Origin of the sequence: Mesorhizobium sp. M1312 (genome assembly GCF_040318115.1) — a bacterium.
GTDB lineage: Bacteria > Pseudomonadota > Alphaproteobacteria > Rhizobiales > Rhizobiaceae > Mesorhizobium.
In genome coordinates, this window is record NZ_JAMYLQ010000036.1 from 1 (window position 1) to 19,495 (window position 19,495).

At 61.8% G+C, this 19,495-nt stretch carries 21 protein-coding genes; 8 read left to right on the forward strand and 13 right to left on the reverse strand.

The genetic code is table 11. From position 1 onward, the window contains the following. Positions 1-52: 52 nt before the first annotated feature. From NKH36_RS29665 to NKH36_RS29680, 4 genes are all read left to right on the forward strand, one after another. Positions 53-811 carry a metallophosphoesterase family protein gene (locus NKH36_RS29665; RefSeq protein WP_352961391.1) on the forward strand — a complete coding sequence of 253 codons (759 nt, stop codon included), beginning with the start codon at positions 53-55 and terminating at the stop codon, positions 809-811. A gap of 250 nt (positions 812-1,061) precedes the next feature. Beyond that, the gene (locus tag NKH36_RS29670; protein WP_352961389.1) at positions 1,062-1,997 is read left to right on the forward strand and encodes an SH3 domain-containing protein; all 936 of its coding nucleotides are present in this window, start codon (positions 1,062-1,064) and stop codon (positions 1,995-1,997) included. Between the two features lie 206 nt (positions 1,998-2,203). Further along, positions 2,204-5,707, forward strand: a complete 3,504-nt coding sequence (gene carB, locus NKH36_RS29675; RefSeq protein ID WP_352961387.1) for a carbamoyl-phosphate synthase large subunit — start codon at positions 2,204-2,206, stop codon at positions 5,705-5,707. Positions 5,708-5,946: 239 nt separating this feature from the next. Continuing rightward, positions 5,947-6,540, forward strand: coding sequence for a hypothetical protein (locus NKH36_RS29680; RefSeq protein WP_352961385.1), 594 nt, complete (start codon positions 5,947-5,949; stop codon positions 6,538-6,540). A gap of 426 nt (positions 6,541-6,966) precedes the next feature. Here the strand turns inward: NKH36_RS29680 and NKH36_RS29685 are convergent, their stop codons facing one another. From NKH36_RS29685 to NKH36_RS29700, 4 genes are all read right to left on the reverse strand, one after another. Further along, positions 6,967-8,334: a hypothetical protein gene (locus NKH36_RS29685; RefSeq protein WP_352961383.1), complete on the reverse strand. Its 1,368-nt coding sequence runs from the start codon at positions 8,332-8,334 to the stop codon at positions 6,967-6,969. A 165-nt stretch (positions 8,335-8,499) separates the two neighbouring features. Further along, positions 8,500-8,718, reverse strand: a complete 219-nt coding sequence (locus tag NKH36_RS29690; protein ID WP_352961381.1) for a hypothetical protein — start codon at positions 8,716-8,718, stop codon at positions 8,500-8,502. Positions 8,719-8,733: 15 nt separating this feature from the next. Beyond that, positions 8,734-9,198 carry a DUF6644 family protein gene (locus NKH36_RS29695; RefSeq protein WP_352961379.1) on the reverse strand — a complete coding sequence of 155 codons (465 nt, stop codon included), beginning with the start codon at positions 9,196-9,198 and terminating at the stop codon, positions 8,734-8,736. Continuing rightward, complete coding sequence (locus tag NKH36_RS29700; protein WP_352961377.1) at positions 9,199-9,588, reverse strand: DUF6152 family protein; 390 nt, start codon at positions 9,586-9,588, stop codon at positions 9,199-9,201. Positions 9,589-10,055: 467 nt separating this feature from the next. Here NKH36_RS29700 and NKH36_RS29705 point away from each other — a divergent pair, with 467 nt between their 5' ends. Next, positions 10,056-10,376 carry a DUF1476 domain-containing protein gene (locus tag NKH36_RS29705; protein WP_352961375.1) on the forward strand — a complete coding sequence of 107 codons (321 nt, stop codon included), beginning with the start codon at positions 10,056-10,058 and terminating at the stop codon, positions 10,374-10,376. Positions 10,377-10,485: 109 nt separating this feature from the next. Here NKH36_RS29705 and NKH36_RS29710 read toward each other — a convergent pair whose 3' ends face one another. From NKH36_RS29710 to NKH36_RS29720, 3 genes are all read right to left on the reverse strand, one after another. Continuing rightward, complete coding sequence (locus tag NKH36_RS29710; protein ID WP_352961373.1) at positions 10,486-11,037, reverse strand: DUF4142 domain-containing protein; 552 nt, start codon at positions 11,035-11,037, stop codon at positions 10,486-10,488. Between the two features lie 147 nt (positions 11,038-11,184). After that, positions 11,185-11,928 carry a DUF899 family protein gene (locus NKH36_RS29715; RefSeq protein WP_352961371.1) on the reverse strand — a complete coding sequence of 248 codons (744 nt, stop codon included), beginning with the start codon at positions 11,926-11,928 and terminating at the stop codon, positions 11,185-11,187. A 297-nt stretch (positions 11,929-12,225) separates the two neighbouring features. Further along, positions 12,226-12,645 (reverse strand): lysozyme inhibitor LprI family protein, encoded by a 420-nt coding sequence (locus tag NKH36_RS29720; protein WP_352961369.1) that lies wholly within the window; start codon positions 12,643-12,645, stop codon positions 12,226-12,228. A gap of 198 nt (positions 12,646-12,843) precedes the next feature. Here NKH36_RS29720 and NKH36_RS29725 point away from each other — a divergent pair, with 198 nt between their 5' ends. Beyond that, the gene (locus tag NKH36_RS29725) at positions 12,844-13,185 is read left to right on the forward strand and encodes a hypothetical protein (protein ID WP_352961367.1); all 342 of its coding nucleotides are present in this window, start codon (positions 12,844-12,846) and stop codon (positions 13,183-13,185) included. A gap of 176 nt (positions 13,186-13,361) precedes the next feature. Here the strand turns inward: NKH36_RS29725 and NKH36_RS29730 are convergent, their stop codons facing one another. Both NKH36_RS29730 and NKH36_RS29735 read right to left on the reverse strand, forming a co-directional pair. Next, on the reverse strand, positions 13,362-13,850 hold the full coding sequence (locus NKH36_RS29730; protein WP_352961365.1) for a GNAT family N-acetyltransferase: 489 nt from the start codon (positions 13,848-13,850) through the stop codon (positions 13,362-13,364). Positions 13,851-13,960: 110 nt separating this feature from the next. Then, positions 13,961-14,785, reverse strand: coding sequence for a transglycosylase SLT domain-containing protein (locus NKH36_RS29735; protein ID WP_352961363.1), 825 nt, complete (start codon positions 14,783-14,785; stop codon positions 13,961-13,963). Between the two features lie 179 nt (positions 14,786-14,964). Here NKH36_RS29735 and NKH36_RS29740 point away from each other — a divergent pair, with 179 nt between their 5' ends. Then, on the forward strand, positions 14,965-15,534 hold the full coding sequence (locus NKH36_RS29740) for a methylated-DNA--[protein]-cysteine S-methyltransferase (protein WP_352961361.1): 570 nt from the start codon (positions 14,965-14,967) through the stop codon (positions 15,532-15,534). Positions 15,535-15,546: 12 nt separating this feature from the next. Here the strand turns inward: NKH36_RS29740 and NKH36_RS29745 are convergent, their stop codons facing one another. Then, positions 15,547-15,873 (reverse strand): hypothetical protein, encoded by a 327-nt coding sequence (locus NKH36_RS29745; protein ID WP_352961359.1) that lies wholly within the window; start codon positions 15,871-15,873, stop codon positions 15,547-15,549. Positions 15,874-16,203: 330 nt separating this feature from the next. On the opposite strand from NKH36_RS29745, the gene NKH36_RS29750 reads away from it, so the two are divergent. Continuing rightward, positions 16,204-16,416, forward strand: coding sequence for a cold-shock protein (locus tag NKH36_RS29750; RefSeq protein WP_023678332.1), 213 nt, complete (start codon positions 16,204-16,206; stop codon positions 16,414-16,416). A gap of 502 nt (positions 16,417-16,918) precedes the next feature. On the opposite strand, the gene NKH36_RS29755 is transcribed toward NKH36_RS29750, so the two are convergent. The 3 genes from NKH36_RS29755 to NKH36_RS29765 form a co-directional block, all read right to left on the reverse strand. Continuing rightward, positions 16,919-17,530: a glutathione S-transferase family protein gene (locus tag NKH36_RS29755; RefSeq protein WP_352961357.1), complete on the reverse strand. Its 612-nt coding sequence runs from the start codon at positions 17,528-17,530 to the stop codon at positions 16,919-16,921. A gap of 103 nt (positions 17,531-17,633) precedes the next feature. Further along, positions 17,634-18,488 carry an EAL domain-containing protein gene (locus NKH36_RS29760; protein ID WP_352961355.1) on the reverse strand — a complete coding sequence of 285 codons (855 nt, stop codon included), beginning with the start codon at positions 18,486-18,488 and terminating at the stop codon, positions 17,634-17,636. Beyond that, positions 18,485-19,378 carry an EAL domain-containing protein gene (locus tag NKH36_RS29765; protein ID WP_352961353.1) on the reverse strand — a complete coding sequence of 298 codons (894 nt, stop codon included), beginning with the start codon at positions 19,376-19,378 and terminating at the stop codon, positions 18,485-18,487. The genes NKH36_RS29760 and NKH36_RS29765 overlap by 4 nt, the downstream gene beginning before the upstream one ends. Positions 19,379-19,495 lie beyond the last annotated feature (117 nt).

A 19,495-nucleotide genomic window follows, 5' to 3' on the forward strand; every position in this document is an offset into this window, starting at 1 on the left:
CTCCCCCGCTTAGCGGGGGCGAGGAAACGCTTCCCTGCCCACGGAGCTTCCCATGCGCATTGCCGTCCTCGCCGATATCCACGGCAACGTCCTGGCCTTGGACGCCGTGCTCGACGATCTGCGGCAGCGCGGCAGCGCCGACCTCATCGTCAATCTCGGCGATAGCGTCTCCGGCCCGCTCTGGCCACGCGAGACCATGGAGCGGCTTGAAGCGCTCGCCCTGCCGACGGTGCGCGGCAATCACGACCGCCGCGTCGCGGTCGACCCGGCCGACGCTCAGATGTGGCCGTCCGACCGCTACGCGCAGGAGCGGCTGACGGCGGCGCAGCGCGAGGCGCTGTTCGCCTTGCCGCTCACCCTGGAGATCGCGCCGGGGATAACCGCCTTCCATGCCCGGCCCGACCACGACGAAAAATACCTGACCGATACGATAGAAGATGGCCGGCTGGTGCGCGCACCGCTGGCCGCCATCAAGCGACGGCTGGCCGCGCTCGATCCGGCTTGCCGCATCGTCCTGTGCGGCCACAGCCACCGCAGCGAACTGATCCGCATCCCCGACGGCCCGGTCGTCTTCAATCCGGGCAGCATCGGCTGCCCCGCCTATGGCGACGACACGCCACCGGCACATGTTTCCGAGCAAGGCTCTCCGCACGCACGCTATGGCATCGTCGAACTGGGCGAGCCAGGCCGCCCCGACCGCTTCGAGGCCATCGCCGTCGGCTACAAGCACGAGGCGGCGGCGCGGCAGGCCGAACAGGCGGGCCGGCCGGAATGGGCCCACGCGCTACGCACCGGATTTATGTCAGGCTGAACGCGGAACGCGTTCATGCCTCAGGCTGAACGCAACGCGTTCATGTCCGACTGAACGCAACGCGTTCATGTCAGGCTGAACGCGCACGCGTTCATGCCGCACGCTGAGCTTGCGCATGCCGCGGACCGAACACCATTCCCCAGCCGCATTTTCCGGCTTACATAGCGCCATGTCGTCGCTTATAAAATCAACCTGGAATGCGGTGCCTGGCCGCGCCTTCGGGAATGCATCTATCGCCCATGGCAAAATGATGAGGCGCACAGTTACGCTCCGAACGACGCTGCTGATCGCCGCCCCTCTCCTGCTCACGGCACTGCTGCCGGCCAGGGCCGAGGAGGCGCCGATCGTTTCTATCGTAACTGACCTCGCTCCAGGCGATCTCCTGAACATCCGCGCCACGGCATCGGCGATGGGCAAGATCAAGGCTCGGCTGCCGAGTGGTACGAGCGTGAACAATCTCGGCTGCAACGACGTCAATGGCTACCGCTGGTGCAAGGTCGCAGAAATTGACAACCCGCAACTGACGGGATGGGCTCCCGCGCGCTACCTGAACCCCGAGAATCCGGCGGCCGTTTCGGATGCGGATGCCGAAACGACCGGCGACAGCGCGACCCCTGCAGCCGAGGCCTTGAACCCGGCAACCGCGGATCAGCCGCTGCCCGACCTGACAGCGCGGCTGGGCGCGACCGGTCCCGAAACCACCACGACAGCCGCTGACGCAATTGGCAGAGCCGCCATCGAGGACGCTTACCGCCTGGCGCTCGCTGCCAGCGAAAATCCTTCGACCGGCGAGACGCAGGTGCCCGCAGCGGCGGAGGAGCCCATCCGGAAACGCGCCGCCAATACAGCGCCTCCGGCCAACGCACAGACCGTTGCGCGGCTGCAGCCGCCGGGGAGGCCCGCGCCGGCCCTGGGTGCCCGCAACGAGATTCCTTGCGCGCGCTATGTCGGCCAGCCAATGACCAGCTGCAAGGCAGGCGTTGTCCACACGGGCGACAAAGCCGAGGTGACCGTTACCTGGCCGGATGGCGGCACCCGCGTCATCAGCTTCCAGGCCGGTCGGCCGGCCGGCTCGAACGCATCAGGCGAATTCCGCTACACGCGCGAGGGCAGCCTGAACATCATCCGCGTCGGCGTTTCCGAACGCTTCGAGATAACGGATCAGTTGGCTGGAGTAGGGGAATAGGGCAGTAGGGCAGTAGGGCAATATGTTTGAGGGCGCTCAACCTACTCCCCTACTCCCTATTCCCCTACTCGCATTTTAGGGGGTTACATCAGGCAAAACTCTTCCCTATAAGGCCCTCCTAGCCTGATACCAGAATCGCGAGCACAACCGGCCGGGTCTTCCCGTCCGGTTTTTCGTGCAAGCCGCCTGCCGAACGGACACTCGATATGCCAAGACGCACCGACATCAAGTCGATCCTGATCATCGGGGCCGGCCCCATCGTCATCGGTCAGGCCTGCGAGTTCGACTATTCCGGCACCCAGGCCTGCAAAGCGCTGAAGGAAGAGGGTTTTCGCGTCATCCTGGTCAATTCCAACCCGGCCACCATCATGACCGACCCCGAGCTGGCCGACGCCACCTATATCGAGCCGATCACGCCGGAAGTGGTGGCCAAGATCATCGCCAAGGAGCGGCCGGACGCGCTGCTGCCGACCATGGGCGGCCAGACCGCGCTCAACACCGCTTTGTCGCTGCGCCGCATGGGTGTGCTCGAACGCTACAATGTCGAGATGATCGGCGCCGACGCCACGGCAATAGACAAGGCCGAGGACCGGGCGCTGTTTCGCGAGGCGATGAAGAAGATCGGCCTGGAAACGCCAAAATCGATGCTGGCCAACGCCACCGACGTCAAGAATGCCGACCGCAAGATGCATGAGGCCGAGCGCGCCGCGCTGAAGGCCGAGAAGCCCGAAAACCTCGACGCCGCGCTCGACGCGCTGGAAACGCGCTGGAACCTCGGCGAGGGCGACCGCAAGCAGCGCTATATCAGCCATGGCATGGCGATCGCCGCGCAGGCGCTCGACCATGTCGGCCTTCCCGCCATCATCCGCCCATCCTTCACCATGGGCGGCACCGGCGGCGGCATCGCCTACAACCGCGCCGAATTCTACGAGATTGTCCAGTCCGGCCTCGACGCCTCGCCGACCACCGAAGTGCTGATCGAGGAAAGCGTGCTCGGCTGGAAGGAGTACGAGATGGAGGTTGTCCGCGACAAGGCCGACAACTGCATCATCGTCTGCTCGATCGAGAACATCGACCCGATGGGCGTGCATACCGGGGATTCGATCACCGTCGCCCCTGCCCTGACGCTGACCGACAAAGAATACCAGATGATGCGCAACGCCTCGATCGCGGTGCTGCGCGAGATCGGCGTCGAGACCGGCGGCTCCAACGTGCAGTTCGCCGTCAACCCGGCCGATGGGCGCCTGGTGGTCATCGAGATGAACCCGCGCGTCTCGCGCTCGTCGGCTCTCGCCTCCAAGGCGACCGGCTTCCCCATCGCCAAGATCGCGGCAAAGCTCGCCGTCGGCTACACGCTGGACGAGCTGGAGAACGACATCACCGGCGGCGCGACGCCGGCCTCGTTCGAGCCGAGCATCGACTATGTCGTGACGAAAATCCCGCGCTTTGCCTTCGAGAAATTCCCCGGCGCCGAGCCGGTGCTGACCACGGCGATGAAGTCGGTCGGCGAGGTCATGGCCATCGGCCGCACTTTTCAGGAATCGCTGCAAAAGGCTTTGCGTGGGCTTGAAACCGGCCTGACGGGTCTGGACGAGATCGAGATCCCCGGCATCGGCCACGGAAGCGCGCCGGCCAGCCATGCCGACGACCGCAACGCCATCCGCGCCGCCCTCGGCACCCCGACACCCGACCGGCTGCGCATGGTGGCGCAGGCAATCCGTATGGGCACCTCGCTCGAAGACGTGCACGCCATGTGCAAGATCGACCCGTGGTTCCTCGAGCAGATCGCCGGCATCCTCAACATGGAAGACCGCATCCGCGAGCATGGCATTCCCGAGGACGCCGCCAATCTGCGCATGCTGAAGGCGATGGGTTTCTCCGATGCCCGCCTCGCGTCCCTGGTCAGGAAAGACGTGGAAGAGATCCAGAAGATTCGCGACAAGCTCGACGTTCATCCGGTTTATAAGCGCATCGACACCTGTGCGGCCGAATTCGCCTCGCCCACAGCCTATATGTATTCGACCTATGAGGTGCCGTTTGCCGGCGCGCTCGCCAACGAGGCGCAGGTCTCGTCGCGCAAGAAGGTCGTCATCCTCGGCGGCGGCCCGAACCGCATCGGCCAGGGCATCGAGTTCGACTATTGCTGCTGCCACGCCGCCTTCGCGCTGCGCGATGCCGGCTTCGAGGCGATCATGGTCAACTGCAACCCGGAGACCGTCTCGACCGACTACGACACATCAGACCGGCTCTATTTCGAGCCGCTGACGCCGGAGGACGTACTGGAGATCCTGCGCGCCGAACAGGCGTCAGGCGAGCTGGTCGGCGTCATCGTCCAGTTCGGCGGCCAGACGCCGCTGAAGCTGGCGGACGCACTGGAGAAGGCCGGCATCCCGATCCTCGGCACGTCGCCCGACATGATCGATCTCGCCGAGGATCGCGACCGCTTTCAGAAGCTGCTGCACAAGCTTGGCCTTAGCCAGCCGAAAAACGGCATCGCCTATTCGGTCGAGCAGGCCCGCCTGGTCGCCGGCGAGCTCGGCTTCCCGCTGGTGGTGCGCCCGTCCTATGTGCTCGGCGGCCGCGCCATGCAGATCATCCACGACGAGAGCATGCTGCAATCCTACCTGCTCGACACCGTGCCCGGCCTGGTGCCGGAGGACATCAAGCAGAAATATCCCAACGACAAAACAGGCCAGATCAACACGCTGCTCGGCAAGAACCCGCTGCTGTTCGACACCTATCTCAGTGGCGCCATCGAAGTCGATGTCGACTGCCTGTGCGACGGCAAGTCGACCTTCGTCTCCGGCATATTGGAGCACATCGAGGAGGCCGGCATCCACTCGGGCGACAGTGCCTGCTCGCTGCCGGTGCACTCGCTGCCCTCGGAACTCGTGGACGAGCTGGAGCGCCAGACGGCGGCGCTGGCCCGTGCGCTCAATGTCGGCGGGTTGATGAACGTGCAATATGCGATCAAGGACGGCACCGTCTTTGTGCTCGAGGTCAACCCGCGCGCGTCGCGCACCGTGCCCTTCGTCGCCAAGACCATCGGCCGGCCCATAGCCAAGATTGCCGCCCGCATCATGGCCGGCGAGAGCCTCGAAGACGCCTTCGCCCATTACGGCGCCATGCCCGACCCACGCAATCCCGGCCACATCGCGGTCAAGGAAGCGGTGTTCCCCTTCGCCCGCTTCCCCGGCGTCGACATCCTGCTCGGCCCGGAAATGCGTTCGACCGGCGAGGTCATGGGTCTCGACCGCGACTTCGCGCTGGCCTTCGCCAAGAGCCAGTTGGGGGCCGGCGTAGACCTGCCGCGCTCCGGCACGCTGTTCGTCTCGGTGCGCGACGAGGACAAGAAGGGCATCCTGCCAGCGGTCAAGCGCCTTGCCGGCCAAGGCTTCAAGGTAATGGCCACCTCAGGCACCGCCCGCTTCCTCGCCGAGAACGGCGTCGCCGCCGAGAAGATAAACAAGGTGCTGGAAGGCCGCCCGCATATCGAGGACGCCATCCGCAACCGCCAGGTGCAGATCGTCTTCAACACCACGGACGGCCAGAAGGCGGTGTCGGACTCCAAGTCGCTGCGCCGCGCCACGCTGATGCAGAAAGTGCCGTATTACACGACGCTGTCGGGCGCGGCAGCTGTGGCCGAGGCGATTGCGGCGTTGAGGGCGGGGAGCCTCGAGGTTCGGCCACTGCAGGAGTATTTTGCCTAGGCGATTAGCCAATCTCCCTCCTTGTGGGGGAGATGGCCGGCAGGCCAGAGGGGGGCGCTGTCCCGCCAAGCTTCGATCTCAGATAGCCAGCGTACAGAAATCATATTTGCCGGAGCCATTGGAAAATGGGAATTCCGTCCGATCTTGATCGGTGAATCGAGTCGATTCGCCGCATCCAGTTAATACTTCTTTAACCATATGATTCTGTTATGGTTTTGCCTCAATGGAGGGTGAATCGCTTGGACGCAACCTACAATCTCAACGGCGGATTCAAACCCACCATGAAGAGGTTCGCCGATTTGGCTGGTCCAGACTACTTCCCGACACCGGCATGGGCGACACACGCTCTTATGGAAAACGAGAGTTTCGTCGGCGAGATATGGGAATGCGCCTGTGGCGACGGCGCAATGTCTCGCATTCTGGAGAGCCGTGGCAATTCTGTCCGTAGTTCGGATCTATTCGACCGTGGCTTCGGCGAGCCTGGCGTTGACTTCAACACAGCAAAGACCCCGACAGACAACATCGTGACCAATCCGCCTTACAATAGCGCGGAGAGCTTCGTTCGGTCTGGCGTCAAGCTGGCGCGGAACAAGTTCGCGTTGCTTCTTAGGCTGGCCTTTCTGGAGGGTGCGAACCGCGCGAATACGATCTTCGCCGAATGCCCGCCATCAAGGGTCTGGGTGTTCAGCGAACGGATCACATTCTATCCTGCCGGTGCCGTGCAAGCTGGCTCCGGTACGACCGCGTATGCGTGGTTCGTCTGGGACAAGAGTGCGCCGAATACCACCGAACTGAAATGGTTCCAGCCGGGATACAAGCACAAGTTCAGATAGCTATCTGCCGCCCCTAGCCTGTTGGTGAATACGACCAGCGGCGGTAATCCTTAGGCCGCCGTCTGTTTGCTCTAGATACCCTAGGTGAATGTAGTTGGTGCTGGCGCCCTTGTGGGACGTAATATTGCGCACCCGCTGCTCCCAAATAGATTCGTTCGGCCTTGTCACTGAACCGCTGTAATCGGCTGACGTTAGTTTGATGCGCTTCGGTATCTCGTGAATGAGAGCGGCGATTCATGCTTCACCGTCCGGACGCTCAACCAATATGTCTTCAACAGTTTGTGAAAGCTGACGCTCAGTAGCCATTTATGTTCCCCTCCCTATCCCGGAGGGGAGCTTACGGCTTCAATGGCCGGAGTCAACGGGAACTTGTTTGAGGGGATAATTCCATAATCTTTAGAGAAATATTTTAATATGCCAGGCACTTTATATCGCGCCCGATTTTGACATCATATTCGGATTATCAATTTCACGATTTTTGCCTGCCCATTCTATACAATAACCTAAGCACAAACGCGCCAATTGTTCGGCGCGCGCAGAATTGTTACTCCAATCTGTTCCAATTCTCTCATTGTTACCATGAATTGTACGGCTTCGTCCGTAGCCATAAATCACCGACACTGCGCTCTTTAATGTCGTCCCGTCCGAGAACACGCGAGCGTCGCTTTTCAAGCCAAGGCGGGCTTCGAACAAGCTCAAGATTCCATTCTCACCTCCGCCACAGGCAAGAGCGTCCATCGTCGCCGCGAATTTTACAATTGCGATGAGTGGCGAGCGATCTCGACAACCTTCATGGAACCAAAGGAGGGCGTGGAACAGCGTACGCATTAGATTTTCACGTGATACATTCGCAAACGATAGACTGTAGTCTGTTATCTCTGCGATAATAGAAAGATAGTCCTTACTTTCAGCAATCAGTGCATCCCATTTTTTAAGGTCAAAATCACCGTCAGCCGTTAGGTGAATTTTCGTTCGGCTAGTAAGCAGATGTTTTTCATGAAACGCCATCGCAATTTGGAATTGAACTGTCCGATCGTAGGCCAGATTAAAGCCATCAAGTCGTTTGGAGGGCATCCGCCACAGAAGCGCGATTGAAGTGAGGGTCAGCCGGGCAGCGATAAGTGCCTTCTCTCGTCCTAATCCCAGGCTGTATCCATCCGTTGTGACGCTGCATACATATGGACAATCGCCAATAGCATCGAGGATATCCCGTTCCCCCATACTCTCGAAACTAGGTTTTCGGGCTCTCTGGTTGCTTCCGGACCAAATCTTTTCGATGCGCCGATTGGTGGCCAAGCTTATATCGCCGTCGCTCTTCTTTCTTTTTAGCCATTCTGCGCGCGTCTCGAAACGTACCACACCTATCGCAAAGGCAGAGACGGAAAACCTGCTGAACAGCGTGCAGCCAAAGCAATGTTCTTGCCGCAATTTTTCGCGATTGATGGACTGACCAACGAATGATCTAACGCTGGAAAGTGTAACCTTAGCATTGTCAGAAACATCGTGATCCAGATCGATTGCCGCCAAGGCAGGTCCGAACGCTCTCCGAACGATCGAACGTAACTCCGCAGTTCCTATACGCTTTCCTAATTCGTGTTCACTCGCGTGCATCTGGAAAGACACTAATTCGATTAGGTCATCGATTTTTTTCGAGACGTAGAGAGTTCGTTCTCCATCTACGGCAATCATTCGTGGAAAAGGAAAATCGTCATCCTCCCTCCAAGGAGGAAGGGCTGAGTTTTGAAGTCGTGTCAGCTCCACAATGATATTGGAGATCAGCTGTTTTAGTTTCATGATACCTCGCCCACGATTCCAGTATATAGCATCATCGCCGACTCAAGGCGCCCGGTTCAGATGACTAGCGCGCAGCCTCCCTTCTCCCTTGTCGAAAAAGCTGAAGCCAGATCGGATGATGGGTGCTGGACAAAGTGAGGCGTCGGCGATCCTATCCAACGCCCCTCAACCGTCTCGGCGCAAGCGCAGCTGCCAATGTTCAAAGCCTGCGATTTGCGGAAAGGCCGACGCCGCCGAGAACACGCCTAAGATTTTGAAATCGCTTTCTCTCACCCGACTGCGCATGTGGAAACAGGCCACCGCCTGCTTGTGCGCCTCGTCCAGCAGGACAGCGTATTTCGCCTGAAAGGCATCGTCGTCGAGGCTCTTGAGCTCGTCCAACATTGCCGTAGCCCGGCCTCAGTTGAGAAACCCAATAAACCGTCCGGCGAAAAGCACCGACGTCCACAGCACCAGCGAGAGCACAGCCAGGGTGGTGACGGTCCCGCCGGCCGGCTCGTCACCGCCTTTTACGCGGCGCAAGAAGACGAGGAAGTTGGCGCCGGCGAGCAGGATCAGTGTCATCTTGGTGAGGAAAACAGGCATCGCCGCATATTCGCTCGCCCGGACTGAAAAAAGCAGCGTCCCGGTGACAAGCGCGCCGGCGAACGCGCTCAACGCTGTGCGACGCAGCAGCGCCACGAACGCCGCCTGCGGCAGCGAGCGGAAGGCGCCGAGGACCCTGAGGTCCATGAGCCAGACGCTGGTCAGCAGCGCGCCGATCGACATGATGTGCAGCGCATTGACTATGGGGTAGGCGACGAATGAAGCCTTCAGTCCCCGCACGAAGGCGAGTTGCTCGATGCCGGCGAGAAACTCGTCCATTCAGGCCGGCGGCACACGGTCGGGATAGACATCGTAGGTCTTGCCGCCGACGATGACGCGGACCGCCTTCATGCGCTTTTCGTTCTCGTCGAGCGAGCGGTTGCCGATCGCGGTCACCTCGTCGCCGACTTTGGCAACCTCCTCGGTGAAGCCGGCGGCAATCGTCCGGGACGGCGGCGCCATCTCCACCCGCCAGACCTCGCCCTCGGCGTCGACATCCAGCGTGGCGTGCGGATTGCCGATATAGATGGCCGTGATCTTGCCCCGGAGTTCGAAAAATCCGTCTTCGGTCCACGACCAGCCGTGATGGGCATAGGCTGCGGTGGCGGCGGCAAGGATCACTGCCGCTGCCAGCGCGACGTTGCGAAGCCCGTTGAAAGGTGACTGCATCGCTCGCCTCCTCCGTTCGTCCCGCTATTCGAGAGTAGGTCACGGCGCGGCAACGTCAAATCACATCGATGCGACGGTCATCGGCGAAGCTGCCGATCTCCCCACTTGCGGGGGAGATGCCCGGCAGGGCAGAGGGGGGTGCTGTCCCTCCGACCTGTCAACCAATTATAGCCACGCCCTCAGGCTGTTTCCGGTTGCGAATGGGTTAAAATCGAGAGTTGCGATCCTTCCCACCCCCCCTCTGTCCTGCCGGACATCTCCCCCGCAAGGGGGGAGATTGGATGCCGCGTCGGCTTTCGCCAACCACCAACGCTGGAAGGCAGGGGCAGCGCCAACCTGCAGCGATTGCCCTGCGGAATGAACGGTCCGGTCTTGCTTCTGACATCTATGCACGCCATGTTCGGCCCCTACCCGCCGCTCTTCTCCATCGAATGAAGGTCGGAGACTCACATCTGAACGAGGCACACATGAGCAGTATGAGAGACCGTCAGGAAGGCTTCGAAAAGAAGTTTGCGATGGACGAGGACACGAGGTTCAGGGCCATGGCGCGCCGTAACAAGCTGCTCGGCCTATGGGCGGCCGAAAAGCTCGGCAAGTCAGGTGAGGACGCCGACGCCTATGCGAAAGAGGTGGTGCGCGCGGACTTCGAAGAGGCCGGCGACAACGATGTGCTCCGCAAGATACGCGCCGATTTCGACGCGGCGGGCGTCGCCCAGTCGGATCTTCAGATTCGCGGCGTCATGGACGAACTGCTGGTGACCGCGGTCGAGCAGATCAAGAACACCTGAGGGCAGCGCCAGCCCATTTGCCGCCAGGTGGAATTGCTTGGCGTAGCAGAAATGCGGCTAAAACAAACAGATAGAGCGGGATGCCAAGTTCTGTCGAACCCATCCCGCTCTAGCTGTGGGCGGCCACCAGATCCTTTAGGCGCTTTTCGTGCGTCCGCAGCGTCGGTAGCGTCTTCTTGGCGAATTCCTTCAGCGCCGGGTCTTCGCCCGACTGCGCATAGGTAGAAAACAGCGCCAGCGCCTGCTTATGCGCCTCGGTCTGCAGGAGGATGTATTTCGCCTGGAATTCATCGTCATCCAAGCCCTTGAGCTGGTCCAGCATCGCCTGGTCCTTCGGCAACAAAGCGGGGCCGCTCGCCGTCACCGAGGCCGTGGTCTGGCTCTGTTCCAGAGCTGCCTTGAAATCCTCGCCGGTCTTGGTGTGATCCCTAACCATCAGCGCGGCGAAATCCTTCACATCGGCGGCGACATTCTTTTGCTCGGCCAGCTTGCTGCTTTCAATCTCGAAGCGGTTGGCGCTGGGGACGGTTCTGGTGAAGGTCTCGGTCTCGATCTTGGTTTCCCCGACAGCCGGTATGTCGGCCGGCGTGGCGGATTGGGCGAAGGCCGCCGGCGCGCCGGCAAGCAAAGCGACCGTGGCAATGGCGAGATGCGTTTTCACAGGAAATCTCCGAGTTTGTGATCCTCGAAGAGTCCAACGCGACACAAGCGGCGAAGTTGCGCGACGGGATAGGAATGAGGTGTCGGCGATCCTGCCAACACCCCCCGCTGGGCGCGAACACGCCGGAAATACGCTTGGCTGCCGAGGTCAGTGGCAGCACGCGCCAGCATACTGCAGCTGCTCGTCCCAGTTCGGCCGGCCCTCCGGCGTGAAATCCATCAGGTTCCACAAGGGCTCGCAGGTACCGACTGCGCGCGGATCCTGGCCGGGTTCGGACGGCGCGAAGCCAAGTTCGGAGCTCCAGAAATGGCGGATGCCGTCGGCGTCGCGATGGAACACCGACAGCATCGGAAGTTGTGCGCCGTCGTCGGCCTCGGCGTGATAGTCGCGCTTGAAGCTGTTGCCGGCCGAGGACACCAGCCGCATGTTCGTCCAGCCGCGATCGCGGCCAAGCGTGATCGGGTTTTCAAGCGCGGTCTTGCCCACCACGGCGAAATTGAAGCCGGCGGCCTCGAGATGGGCAATGGCGCCGTCGAACTGGTCGAGCAGCGCCGTGCAGGACGGGCATGGCTGGTCGGCCCGCGCCAGCTTGGCCGTGCCGCCGCTTGTCGCTACGTCCCGGGTCTCCTGCGGATGGCGCGGAAACATCATCGAGTAGACGATCAGCGTGTCCTTGCCGGGCGAAAACAGCTCCGACAGTTTTATCCGGGCTGGCTTGCCGTCAGCGCCAAGCCCGTCAAACACATAATCCTCAGGCACCAGCCCGCCCGGCGGCAGCGCGCGGCGTGCGACGGCCACGTCTTCCATGGCGCGGCGCAGCTCGATCTCCTTCTGCAAGAGGGATTCGCGGGCGGCGCGGTATTCGCTGGATTCGTTGGGAAAGCTGATCATCGTCATCTCCATCTATTGGGATTTTGACGACGCGCGCCAAGGTTCCGGCAACGCGCCTTGCCTCTCAAGGACGCATGGCGAAGGACGGTTCCGACATTTTTTGCGCACACGGGCGGCAGAAGCCCCCTCACCCGGATTCCAACCGAATTGCGAAGGGCAATTCGGGGCAATCCGACCTCTCCCCGAGGGGAGAGGAGGAGGTCGCCAGCGCCGGCCAGCTCTTCTCCCCTCGGGGAGAAGGTGGCCGCGAAGCGGCCGGATGAGGGGGCCTCCTATGCGATTGCCAGTCGGCCGAAGCTATGGCGCTGTTGGTACCGGGCAGCTTGCATCGCCCTCCTGGCAGGTGAGATAGCCCTGAAAATCCTTCAGCCTGTCGTCGGTGAGGCTCTCCTTGCAGCCGGCGATAACCATCGGATACATGCTGCCTGCCATATCGGTCGGGCCGCCCTGGAAATTGCATTCGGCGTCGCGGAACGCGACCCAGGCGCGTTGCGCGTCGATCAAAAGCTTCTTCGACGCCGCATCATCCTTCAGCCGCCCCTCGATTTGCTTGTAGGCGTGGTTGAGCTTCTTGTCGGCTTCGGTGAACGACTTGCCGGCGCATTCGTTCATGGTCGCCTGATCCTGCGCGTTGGCGCAATCGTCGGAACGCGCCGCGTTGGCTAGAAGCGGAATGGCGAGGATCAAGGTGGTGAGACCGGTTTTTGAAAGCCGCATCGTGTCTCTCCGGTTTTCGAGAGCCCCGCTGTAACAAAGCTTAACCGTGAGACGAATACAGGCAAGATGCAGCTTGTCGCCTTGGTGGACAGTTCCTTTCAGGCCGGCTCCGACGACTGCGAAGCAATAGCGTTGCGGGCGGGATGCATCTCACCGCATTTTTCGTTCAGGACTATAGGTCCATATCGGGGAAGAACCATGCGTGAAGCCGACAATGACGAAATCGACCTGCGCTGTCCGCAGATCGTCGCCGACAATGCCGCCATGGGCCTCAGGCTGCGCGGCATATTTGGCCGCGGTGGCACAGAGGTCGGAGTTGCGCGGGCGACCAAGCTCAAGAACCGCGATAAACTTTCGCCCTCCACCATCCAGCGCATGGTCAGCTATTTCGCCCGCCATGAGGTCGACAAAAATGGCCGAAACTTCGGCAGTGAAGAAAACCCGTCGGCCGGTTACATCGCCTGGCTTTTATGGGGCGGCGACGAAGGCCGCTCCTGGGCGCTCGAGCTCAAGCAGAAGATCGGCAACGCGCTTGACTGAGCGATAACCAAGCAGGTTGGCTTGGAACAGGAAGATTCGCGGGCGGTGGTTGGTAGCGTACGAGGAGGCGGATCCCGAACCCGCCTCGGGATCCGCCGTCGAGTGCGGCTGGGCGACTATGTGAAGCAGTTCACAAACGATGCACTTTCCGCGGCGTGAGGGCAGCCGACCGCTCCTCACCCCGCCCAGTCGACTTCGAACATCCCCAGCCGCCCGTAGAGCCTGACGGCGGCGGCGTTCTCCACCGTGTTGGTTCTGAGGTCGATATACGCAGCGCCCCGTGCGCGAAAGGCGGCGAAGGCGTGCCACATCAGCGCTTCGGCGATGCCTCGGCCGCGCGCCTCGGGGTGGACGGCAAGGTCTTTGACGAACGCCCTCGTCCAGCACAGTGCCGCGCCCGCCAGCCGACCTTTGCTGCCGATAACCAGGAAACACAAAGCAGGGTCGAATTCCGCGTCGCTTGAAATGCGCGGCCACCATTCGTCGAACGGCCCATCGGCGCCGTCGTCGAACACGGTGGTCAGCAGCGCATGCAAAGCGGGCGCGTCGGTGGCCTCGAAGCCGCGCATGACGAAGCCTTCCGGCCAGCGCGGCGGGGCAAGCGCGTCGTCGAGGATCTTACGCAGCCTGATGTCGTTTGGTGCCGGCGGGCGCGGCTCAGGCATGGTGTTCAGTGCCTGTCGCGCAAAAGTGCGCAGCGGTTTTGCGATAACGACATGCATAAAAACAAGAACTAAAAGCGTGTCGCATGTATCCGTTCACACGCGACGCGCTTTTAGGCATCGGGCTGCGGGCGGCGCCGACCACGGTCGCGGCCAAGGCCGGTTTCTCCCAGCATGCCCTTGCGCTTGGCGTCGTAATAATAGCCGCTCTGGTAGAGCCGGTCGGCGCGTTTGGCGTTGCCGCCAGCCACCAGCCAGGCGCCGCGCAGATATTTCACCGCATACTTCAGATTGGTCTCGGCGTCGAACAACCCGCTCGCCGGCCCGTCATAGCCCATTCCGCGCGCCGTCGCATGCTTGATCTGCATCAGCCCCCAATGGCCGCGATTGTAGGCGTTGGGATTGAAGGTGCTCTCGCGCTTGACGACACGGCGCACCAGATCGACGGGCACCTCATAGAGGACGGCATATTTCTCGATCAGCCGCTCGATCTCGCCGCGCGGTCCCGCCGAATACTCAGGCACGACATAGGCGGCCTGCTGAACGCCGGGCATCGTCTTGCCTGTTTCGCCAGTGACCGGCATGGCCACGGCGGCCGTCGCATAGACAGGTGCTGCGCTGGCTGGCGCGGCATCGGCCGCCATGGCCGCAGGGACAGTTGCGGCCAGCGGGGTCGGTCCGGCAAAGGCCACTGGCTGGGCAGGCGTCGCGGCAGGATCGACGGCCAGCGCCGCCGTCTGGACAGGCGCGATCCCGGACGATTCCGGCAGCACCGAAACCGTGTCGGGCAACGCCAGCGTAAAGCCGGCATCAGCGCCCGCGGCGGCGGTTTCAGTCAGGGAAGGCACGGCCTTGGTCTGCGAGGTCGAAGTGCAGCCGCTGAGACCGGCCGCAGCGAGCGCCACGCCGATCGCGGGAAAGATGATTTTTGCTGGCAAGCCGCGCTCGGGTCCGGTTCGTCTGTTAAGAAAGTCCTTACACCAGCACCTTTGCCCGGGCAATCCGCAGCCAGTTGGGACTCGAATGGTTTTCGGGTGGCAACAGATCCCTGAAAATGCGATATCTTGTTCTCGATATGTACTGGATTCCCATCCGTTTCTTCGGAAAGGAGCGCATCATGGAAAGCACCTCTCAAGCCGCCGCCGGCCACGCGGTCTTCGAAACCGTGATCGGCTTCATGGGCATCGCCTGGAGCGAGGCCGGATTGACCCGGCTCTGCCTGCCCCAGCGCAACCGCGACGCGGTGGAACGCCGGCTCTTGCATCATGCCGGCATCGCCGCTTCGAGCGCCCAACCGCAATGGGTTTCCGAGTTGATCGCCTCGATAAAGGCCTATGCAACCGGCGAAGACGTCGATTTCTCCGGTGTGCCGGTCGATCTCAACGGCGTCGACGATTTCCGCTTCGCCATCTACGACGCGGCGCGCAAGCTCGCCTTCGGCGAGACCACCACCTATGGCGAACTGGCCAAGCGCGCCGGCCATGCCGGGCTGGCGCGTGAGACGGGCGCGGCGCTCGGCGCCAACCCGGTGCCGCTGGTCATCCCTTGCCACCGCATTCTCGGCGCCGGCGGCAAGATCGGTGGTTTTTCAGCCCCGGGCGGCTCGACCACCAAGGAAAAGATGCTGGCGATGGAAGGCGTGCGCGTCGGCCCGCCGCCTCCGGCGCAGGTATCTTTTGGATTTTGAGGCCAGACGTAGCTAGTCCGGAAAGATGCGCCGGCGGAAACGCCGGTCTGTGTCCACCCGCTTGCATTTGTAGACGACGCAGGACTTCGTGTCGGCGCTTGGCACCGAAGCCCGTGCCCTGACCTCGCCCATGTTGCAGAAACGCTGGCTCCGCACATAGCGATCGTAGAGCGGCAATCCCGGCGTGCGCGTCGACTGGTAACGCAGGATGACGGCGCCTTCCTGCGCGATCGTCGCCCGCACCCTGCCGCAGCTCATGCGGCTCGGATCATAGCGCGAGATCGCCTCCGCCTCGGCGGCTACCAGCGTCAGGCAGGCGGCAAGCAGAACAGTTTTCATGGTCCTCTCCCAAAACAGGACCCGGCGCTCGAAGGCGGCACGATCCTTCCCCGCAACGTGCGCGATAGGCGATGCGAACCCTCCGCAACGCGCGATGTTACAACGCTTTCACGCGATTGGGGCGGCCGTTGGGCAGCGCCGCATCAGCGCCTTTTTTGTCCAGTCTTGTTTTTTGCTAAGAACCAGACTATATGAGGTCCATTGATATTTCGGCCGATCGATCCGGGCCTCGCGATATTCGCGTTTGCTGACGTTCTATCTCCAAAATCTCGATACAAACCGACTGGACTTCGGTTCGGTCATGCTAAAGCAAACGTAAGGACTATCGAAATGGCAACAGGTACGGTCAAGTGGTTTAATTCCACCAAGGGTTTCGGCTTCATCCAGCCTGACAGCGGCGGCGCGGACGTTTTCGTCCACATCTCCGCAGTCGAGCGCGCTGGGCTGTCGACCCTGGTCGAAGGCCAGAAGATCAACTTCGAGATCGAGCAGGACCGCCGCACTGGCAAGTCGTCCGCTGGATCTCTGAGCAAGGCAGCCTGATTTTGCGAATGGCGCGCGCCGGGCGATAGCTCGGGGCGCGCGGCAAGTCACGGATGTACTGACGGTCGCGCGAGAAGCGCACCGGAGCGAAAAACCCGACAAGCCGAAGCGGCAGATTGCTGCCGGCCCGGACCAAACGCTCCCGATCAGGCTACCAAGCATGGAAGGCGGGATTTTGTCCCGCCTTTTTGCTGTCCGGATTTTAGACGCCGACAATTAGCGAAACCGGCGATGCGGCGTGCTTCTCCCCGTCACTATACGGGGAGAAGTGCCCGGCAGGGCGATGAGGGGCAGCGCGACGTATGGGGACTAGCTACCCATCGCAGAGCCAAGCACGACATTGCGATAGAGGCTGGCGCCGCCCCTCATCTGGCTGCCGCCATCTTCTCCCCGTATAGTGACGGGGAGAAGGACGCTTTCGCCGAAGATTTCGCCAAATCCCCAACGTCATTCAAAAATTGGCGACAGGGATAATCTATATCCACGCCTCAAAGGCAACAAATTACCCCAGCCACTCCATCGGCACATGCCCCGGATCGGCCTCGACTCGTTTCAGCCAGGCCGCCACCGCCGGATAGGCGTCGAGGTGGAAGCCGCCCATCTCGGCCGTATGCGTATAGGCGTAGAGCGCGATGTCAGCGACGCTTAATGCCTCACCGGCAAAGAACGCACTCCCAGCCAGATGCTTGTTCATCACGCCGAGCGCCTTGTTGCCGCGCTCCAGTGTCACCGCCAGCCGTTCGGGCGTCGCATCCTTGGCCCGTTCGGGAAAGGTGAGCAGCGCCTTGCGTACCGCGATATAGGGTTCGTGGCTGTACTGCTCGAAGAACAACCACTGATAGGCTAGCGCCCGCTCGTATCTGTCGGCCGGCAGGAACCGCGTGCCTTCGGCGAGGTAAAGCAGGATGGCGTTGGATTCGGCCAGCCGCCTGCCGTCGTCGAGTTCGAGCAGCGGCACCATAGCGTTCGGGTTCTTGGCAATATAGTCCGGCTTGCGCGTGTCGCCGGTGTGCGAGCTCACCTCGACATCGGTGAAGGCGATGCCGAGCTTGGCCATCAACAGGCGCGGCTTGTAGCAATTGCCGCTGTCGATCATTCCATAGAGTATGGTCATTTTTGCTCCCATCGCTCGTGCAACGACAGCCTAGGCTCTATCCCGGCGGCAACGGCTTCATCCAGTGATTTGTTTTGGCGCAACCATCAGCGCCGCTGATGGATCACCCAAACAACGGCACGACGTTGTTGTCCCTGCCAAGCAGCCGGTCGATGGGCAGCGGCTCCTCGTCGAAGACCGTGCCGGCCAGCGCCGGCCGGGCAAGGTAAAAACCCTGCAAAAGATCGACGCCGCCGTCCAGCGCGACGCGCAGATGCGTGGATTGCTCGATGCCTTCGACCAGCACCTTGGTGCCGCGGTCGTGCAGCGCGGAGACCAGCGGCCGGAAAAACCGCTCGGCGGCGGCATGGCGGCAGAATTCCGCGAACCAGGTGCCGTCGATCTTGACGATGTCGGGCTGGACAAGCGCAACTCGCTCTTCCGTCGAATGCCCGGTACCGAAATCGTCGATGGCGATGCGGATGCCGTCACGCCGCATCTCGCGCGCCAGGCTGACGAGCACCTTGTCGTCGGCCGCCTGTTCGGTAATTTCGCAGACCAGCATGCCGGGATACAGGTCGAACTCGGCGAGATACCTGGTCATCAGCCTGATCTCAGCCAGCGCCCGCCCGGGGTCATCGTTGATCAGCGGATTGTAGTTGAAGAACAGGTCGAGCCCGTCGACGCCGATGTTGCGGAAGTTCCGGAGATGCAGCACCCGGCACATCGTCTCGACGAACAGGCGATCCGCCGCGGGTACGCCCGCGAAAAATACACGTGGCGCGACCGACCTGCCGGCGCGGTGCGGCTCGATCAGGCCTTCGACCGCGACGGCCTTCAAAAACCTGCCGCGCGGCGCGAAGATCGGCTGGTAGGCGCTCCTCAGCCGGAACGCGCCATAGACGCCGTATTCGATACCGACCTCGTCGGCAAAGATCGCCTCGCCGACATTGCGCCGCCTGTCGGGCCGTCCGGTCATGGCACCGCCTTGCGCCCGAAAGCCCGTTTCGGCCGCGGCGAAGGCGAGACGGTCGCAGGCGCCTCGCCGGCATCGGGCACTGCCACGGGCATCTGCTTGTCCTTGCCGAAGACGTGAAAGCTGGTCGGTGCAAGCTCCGGGTGCGCCAGCGCGAATCCCTGCACCATCGAGGCTCCCGATTTCTCAGCCAGTTCAAGCTGCCAGCCCTCCTCGATGCCCTCGAACACGGTGCGGATGCCTTGCTGTTCGAAACTAGCCACCATGGCGGTCAGCAGTGCGAAACCGGCGCCGGATTCCATCAGTTGCATGATCCAGTGGGCATCGAATTTGACGATGTCCGGCCTGAGCTCCTTGATGCGGTTGATGTCGGATTCGTCGGCGCCGTAGTCGTCGACGGCTATGCGAAACCCGTTGGCCCTGAGGGCCTCGACGAAATTGTAGAGCGTTTCCTGCGACGCCGATTTCTGCTCGGTCACCTCGCAGACGACGCGGTTCGCGTCGATCTCAGCCTCGTGCAGCACCAGCCGCATGTCGCGCAGCGCCTTGTCGGCGATGCTGCGATCGGTGAACACCGACGGGTCGAAGTTGATGAAGATGGATGCCTCTTGCGGCAGGCAGGCGCCGGCGTTCAAAAGATGCAGCGTCCTTGTCAGCGCCTCGATATGCAGGCGGTCGACCGTCGGACAGGTATTGAAAAAGCTCACCGGCGACTGCGGCTCGCCGTCGCGGAACGGCCGGATCAGCCCCTCGAATGCGGTGACGGACAATTTGCCGTTGCTGAAGGCGAAGATCGGCTGGAAGGCGCTCTGCAGCGTATAGATACCCCAGACACCGCTGGCGGTGCCGTCGTCATGACGGACGATATGGGCATGCCCGATGCTGCGCGACACGGTTCCTCTCTCTGCGAGACTGGCGGAATGGGTCGTGATCCAGCCACTCGGGGTTTTACCGCCGGTAAGTGAATTTATTGTTGCCGAATTTGCCGGCGATTTGAGATCTGGCTCATC

Coding starts and splice junctions, on each gene's coding strand:
- NKH36_RS29750 (WP_023678332.1), top strand. CDS start 16,204: ATGGCAACAGGTACGGTCAAGTGGTTTAATTCCACCAAGGGTTTCGGC.
- NKH36_RS29730 (WP_352961365.1), bottom strand. CDS start 13,850: ATGCCTGAGCCGCGCCCGCCGGCACCAAACGACATCAGGCTGCGTAAG.
- NKH36_RS29695 (WP_352961379.1), bottom strand. CDS start 9,198: ATGGACGAGTTTCTCGCCGGCATCGAGCAACTCGCCTTCGTGCGGGGA.
- NKH36_RS29755 (WP_352961357.1), bottom strand. CDS start 17,530: ATGACCATACTCTATGGAATGATCGACAGCGGCAATTGCTACAAGCCG.
- NKH36_RS29740 (WP_352961361.1), top strand. CDS start 14,965: ATGGAAAGCACCTCTCAAGCCGCCGCCGGCCACGCGGTCTTCGAAACC.
- NKH36_RS29690 (WP_352961381.1), bottom strand. CDS start 8,718: ATGTTGGACGAGCTCAAGAGCCTCGACGACGATGCCTTTCAGGCGAAA.
- NKH36_RS29685 (WP_352961383.1), bottom strand. CDS start 8,334: ATGAAACTAAAACAGCTGATCTCCAATATCATTGTGGAGCTGACACGA.
- NKH36_RS29700 (WP_352961377.1), bottom strand. CDS start 9,588: ATGCAGTCACCTTTCAACGGGCTTCGCAACGTCGCGCTGGCAGCGGCA.
- NKH36_RS29760 (WP_352961355.1), bottom strand. CDS start 18,488: ATGACCGGACGGCCCGACAGGCGGCGCAATGTCGGCGAGGCGATCTTT.
- NKH36_RS29715 (WP_352961371.1), bottom strand. CDS start 11,928: ATGATCAGCTTTCCCAACGAATCCAGCGAATACCGCGCCGCCCGCGAA.
- NKH36_RS29720 (WP_352961369.1), bottom strand. CDS start 12,645: ATGCGGCTTTCAAAAACCGGTCTCACCACCTTGATCCTCGCCATTCCG.
- NKH36_RS29725 (WP_352961367.1), top strand. CDS start 12,844: ATGCGTGAAGCCGACAATGACGAAATCGACCTGCGCTGTCCGCAGATC.
- NKH36_RS29665 (WP_352961391.1), top strand. CDS start 53: ATGCGCATTGCCGTCCTCGCCGATATCCACGGCAACGTCCTGGCCTTG.
- NKH36_RS29745 (WP_352961359.1), bottom strand. CDS start 15,873: ATGAAAACTGTTCTGCTTGCCGCCTGCCTGACGCTGGTAGCCGCCGAG.
- carB (WP_352961387.1), top strand. CDS start 2,204: ATGCCAAGACGCACCGACATCAAGTCGATCCTGATCATCGGGGCCGGC.
- NKH36_RS29705 (WP_352961375.1), top strand. CDS start 10,056: ATGAGCAGTATGAGAGACCGTCAGGAAGGCTTCGAAAAGAAGTTTGCG.
- NKH36_RS29670 (WP_352961389.1), top strand. CDS start 1,062: ATGAGGCGCACAGTTACGCTCCGAACGACGCTGCTGATCGCCGCCCCT.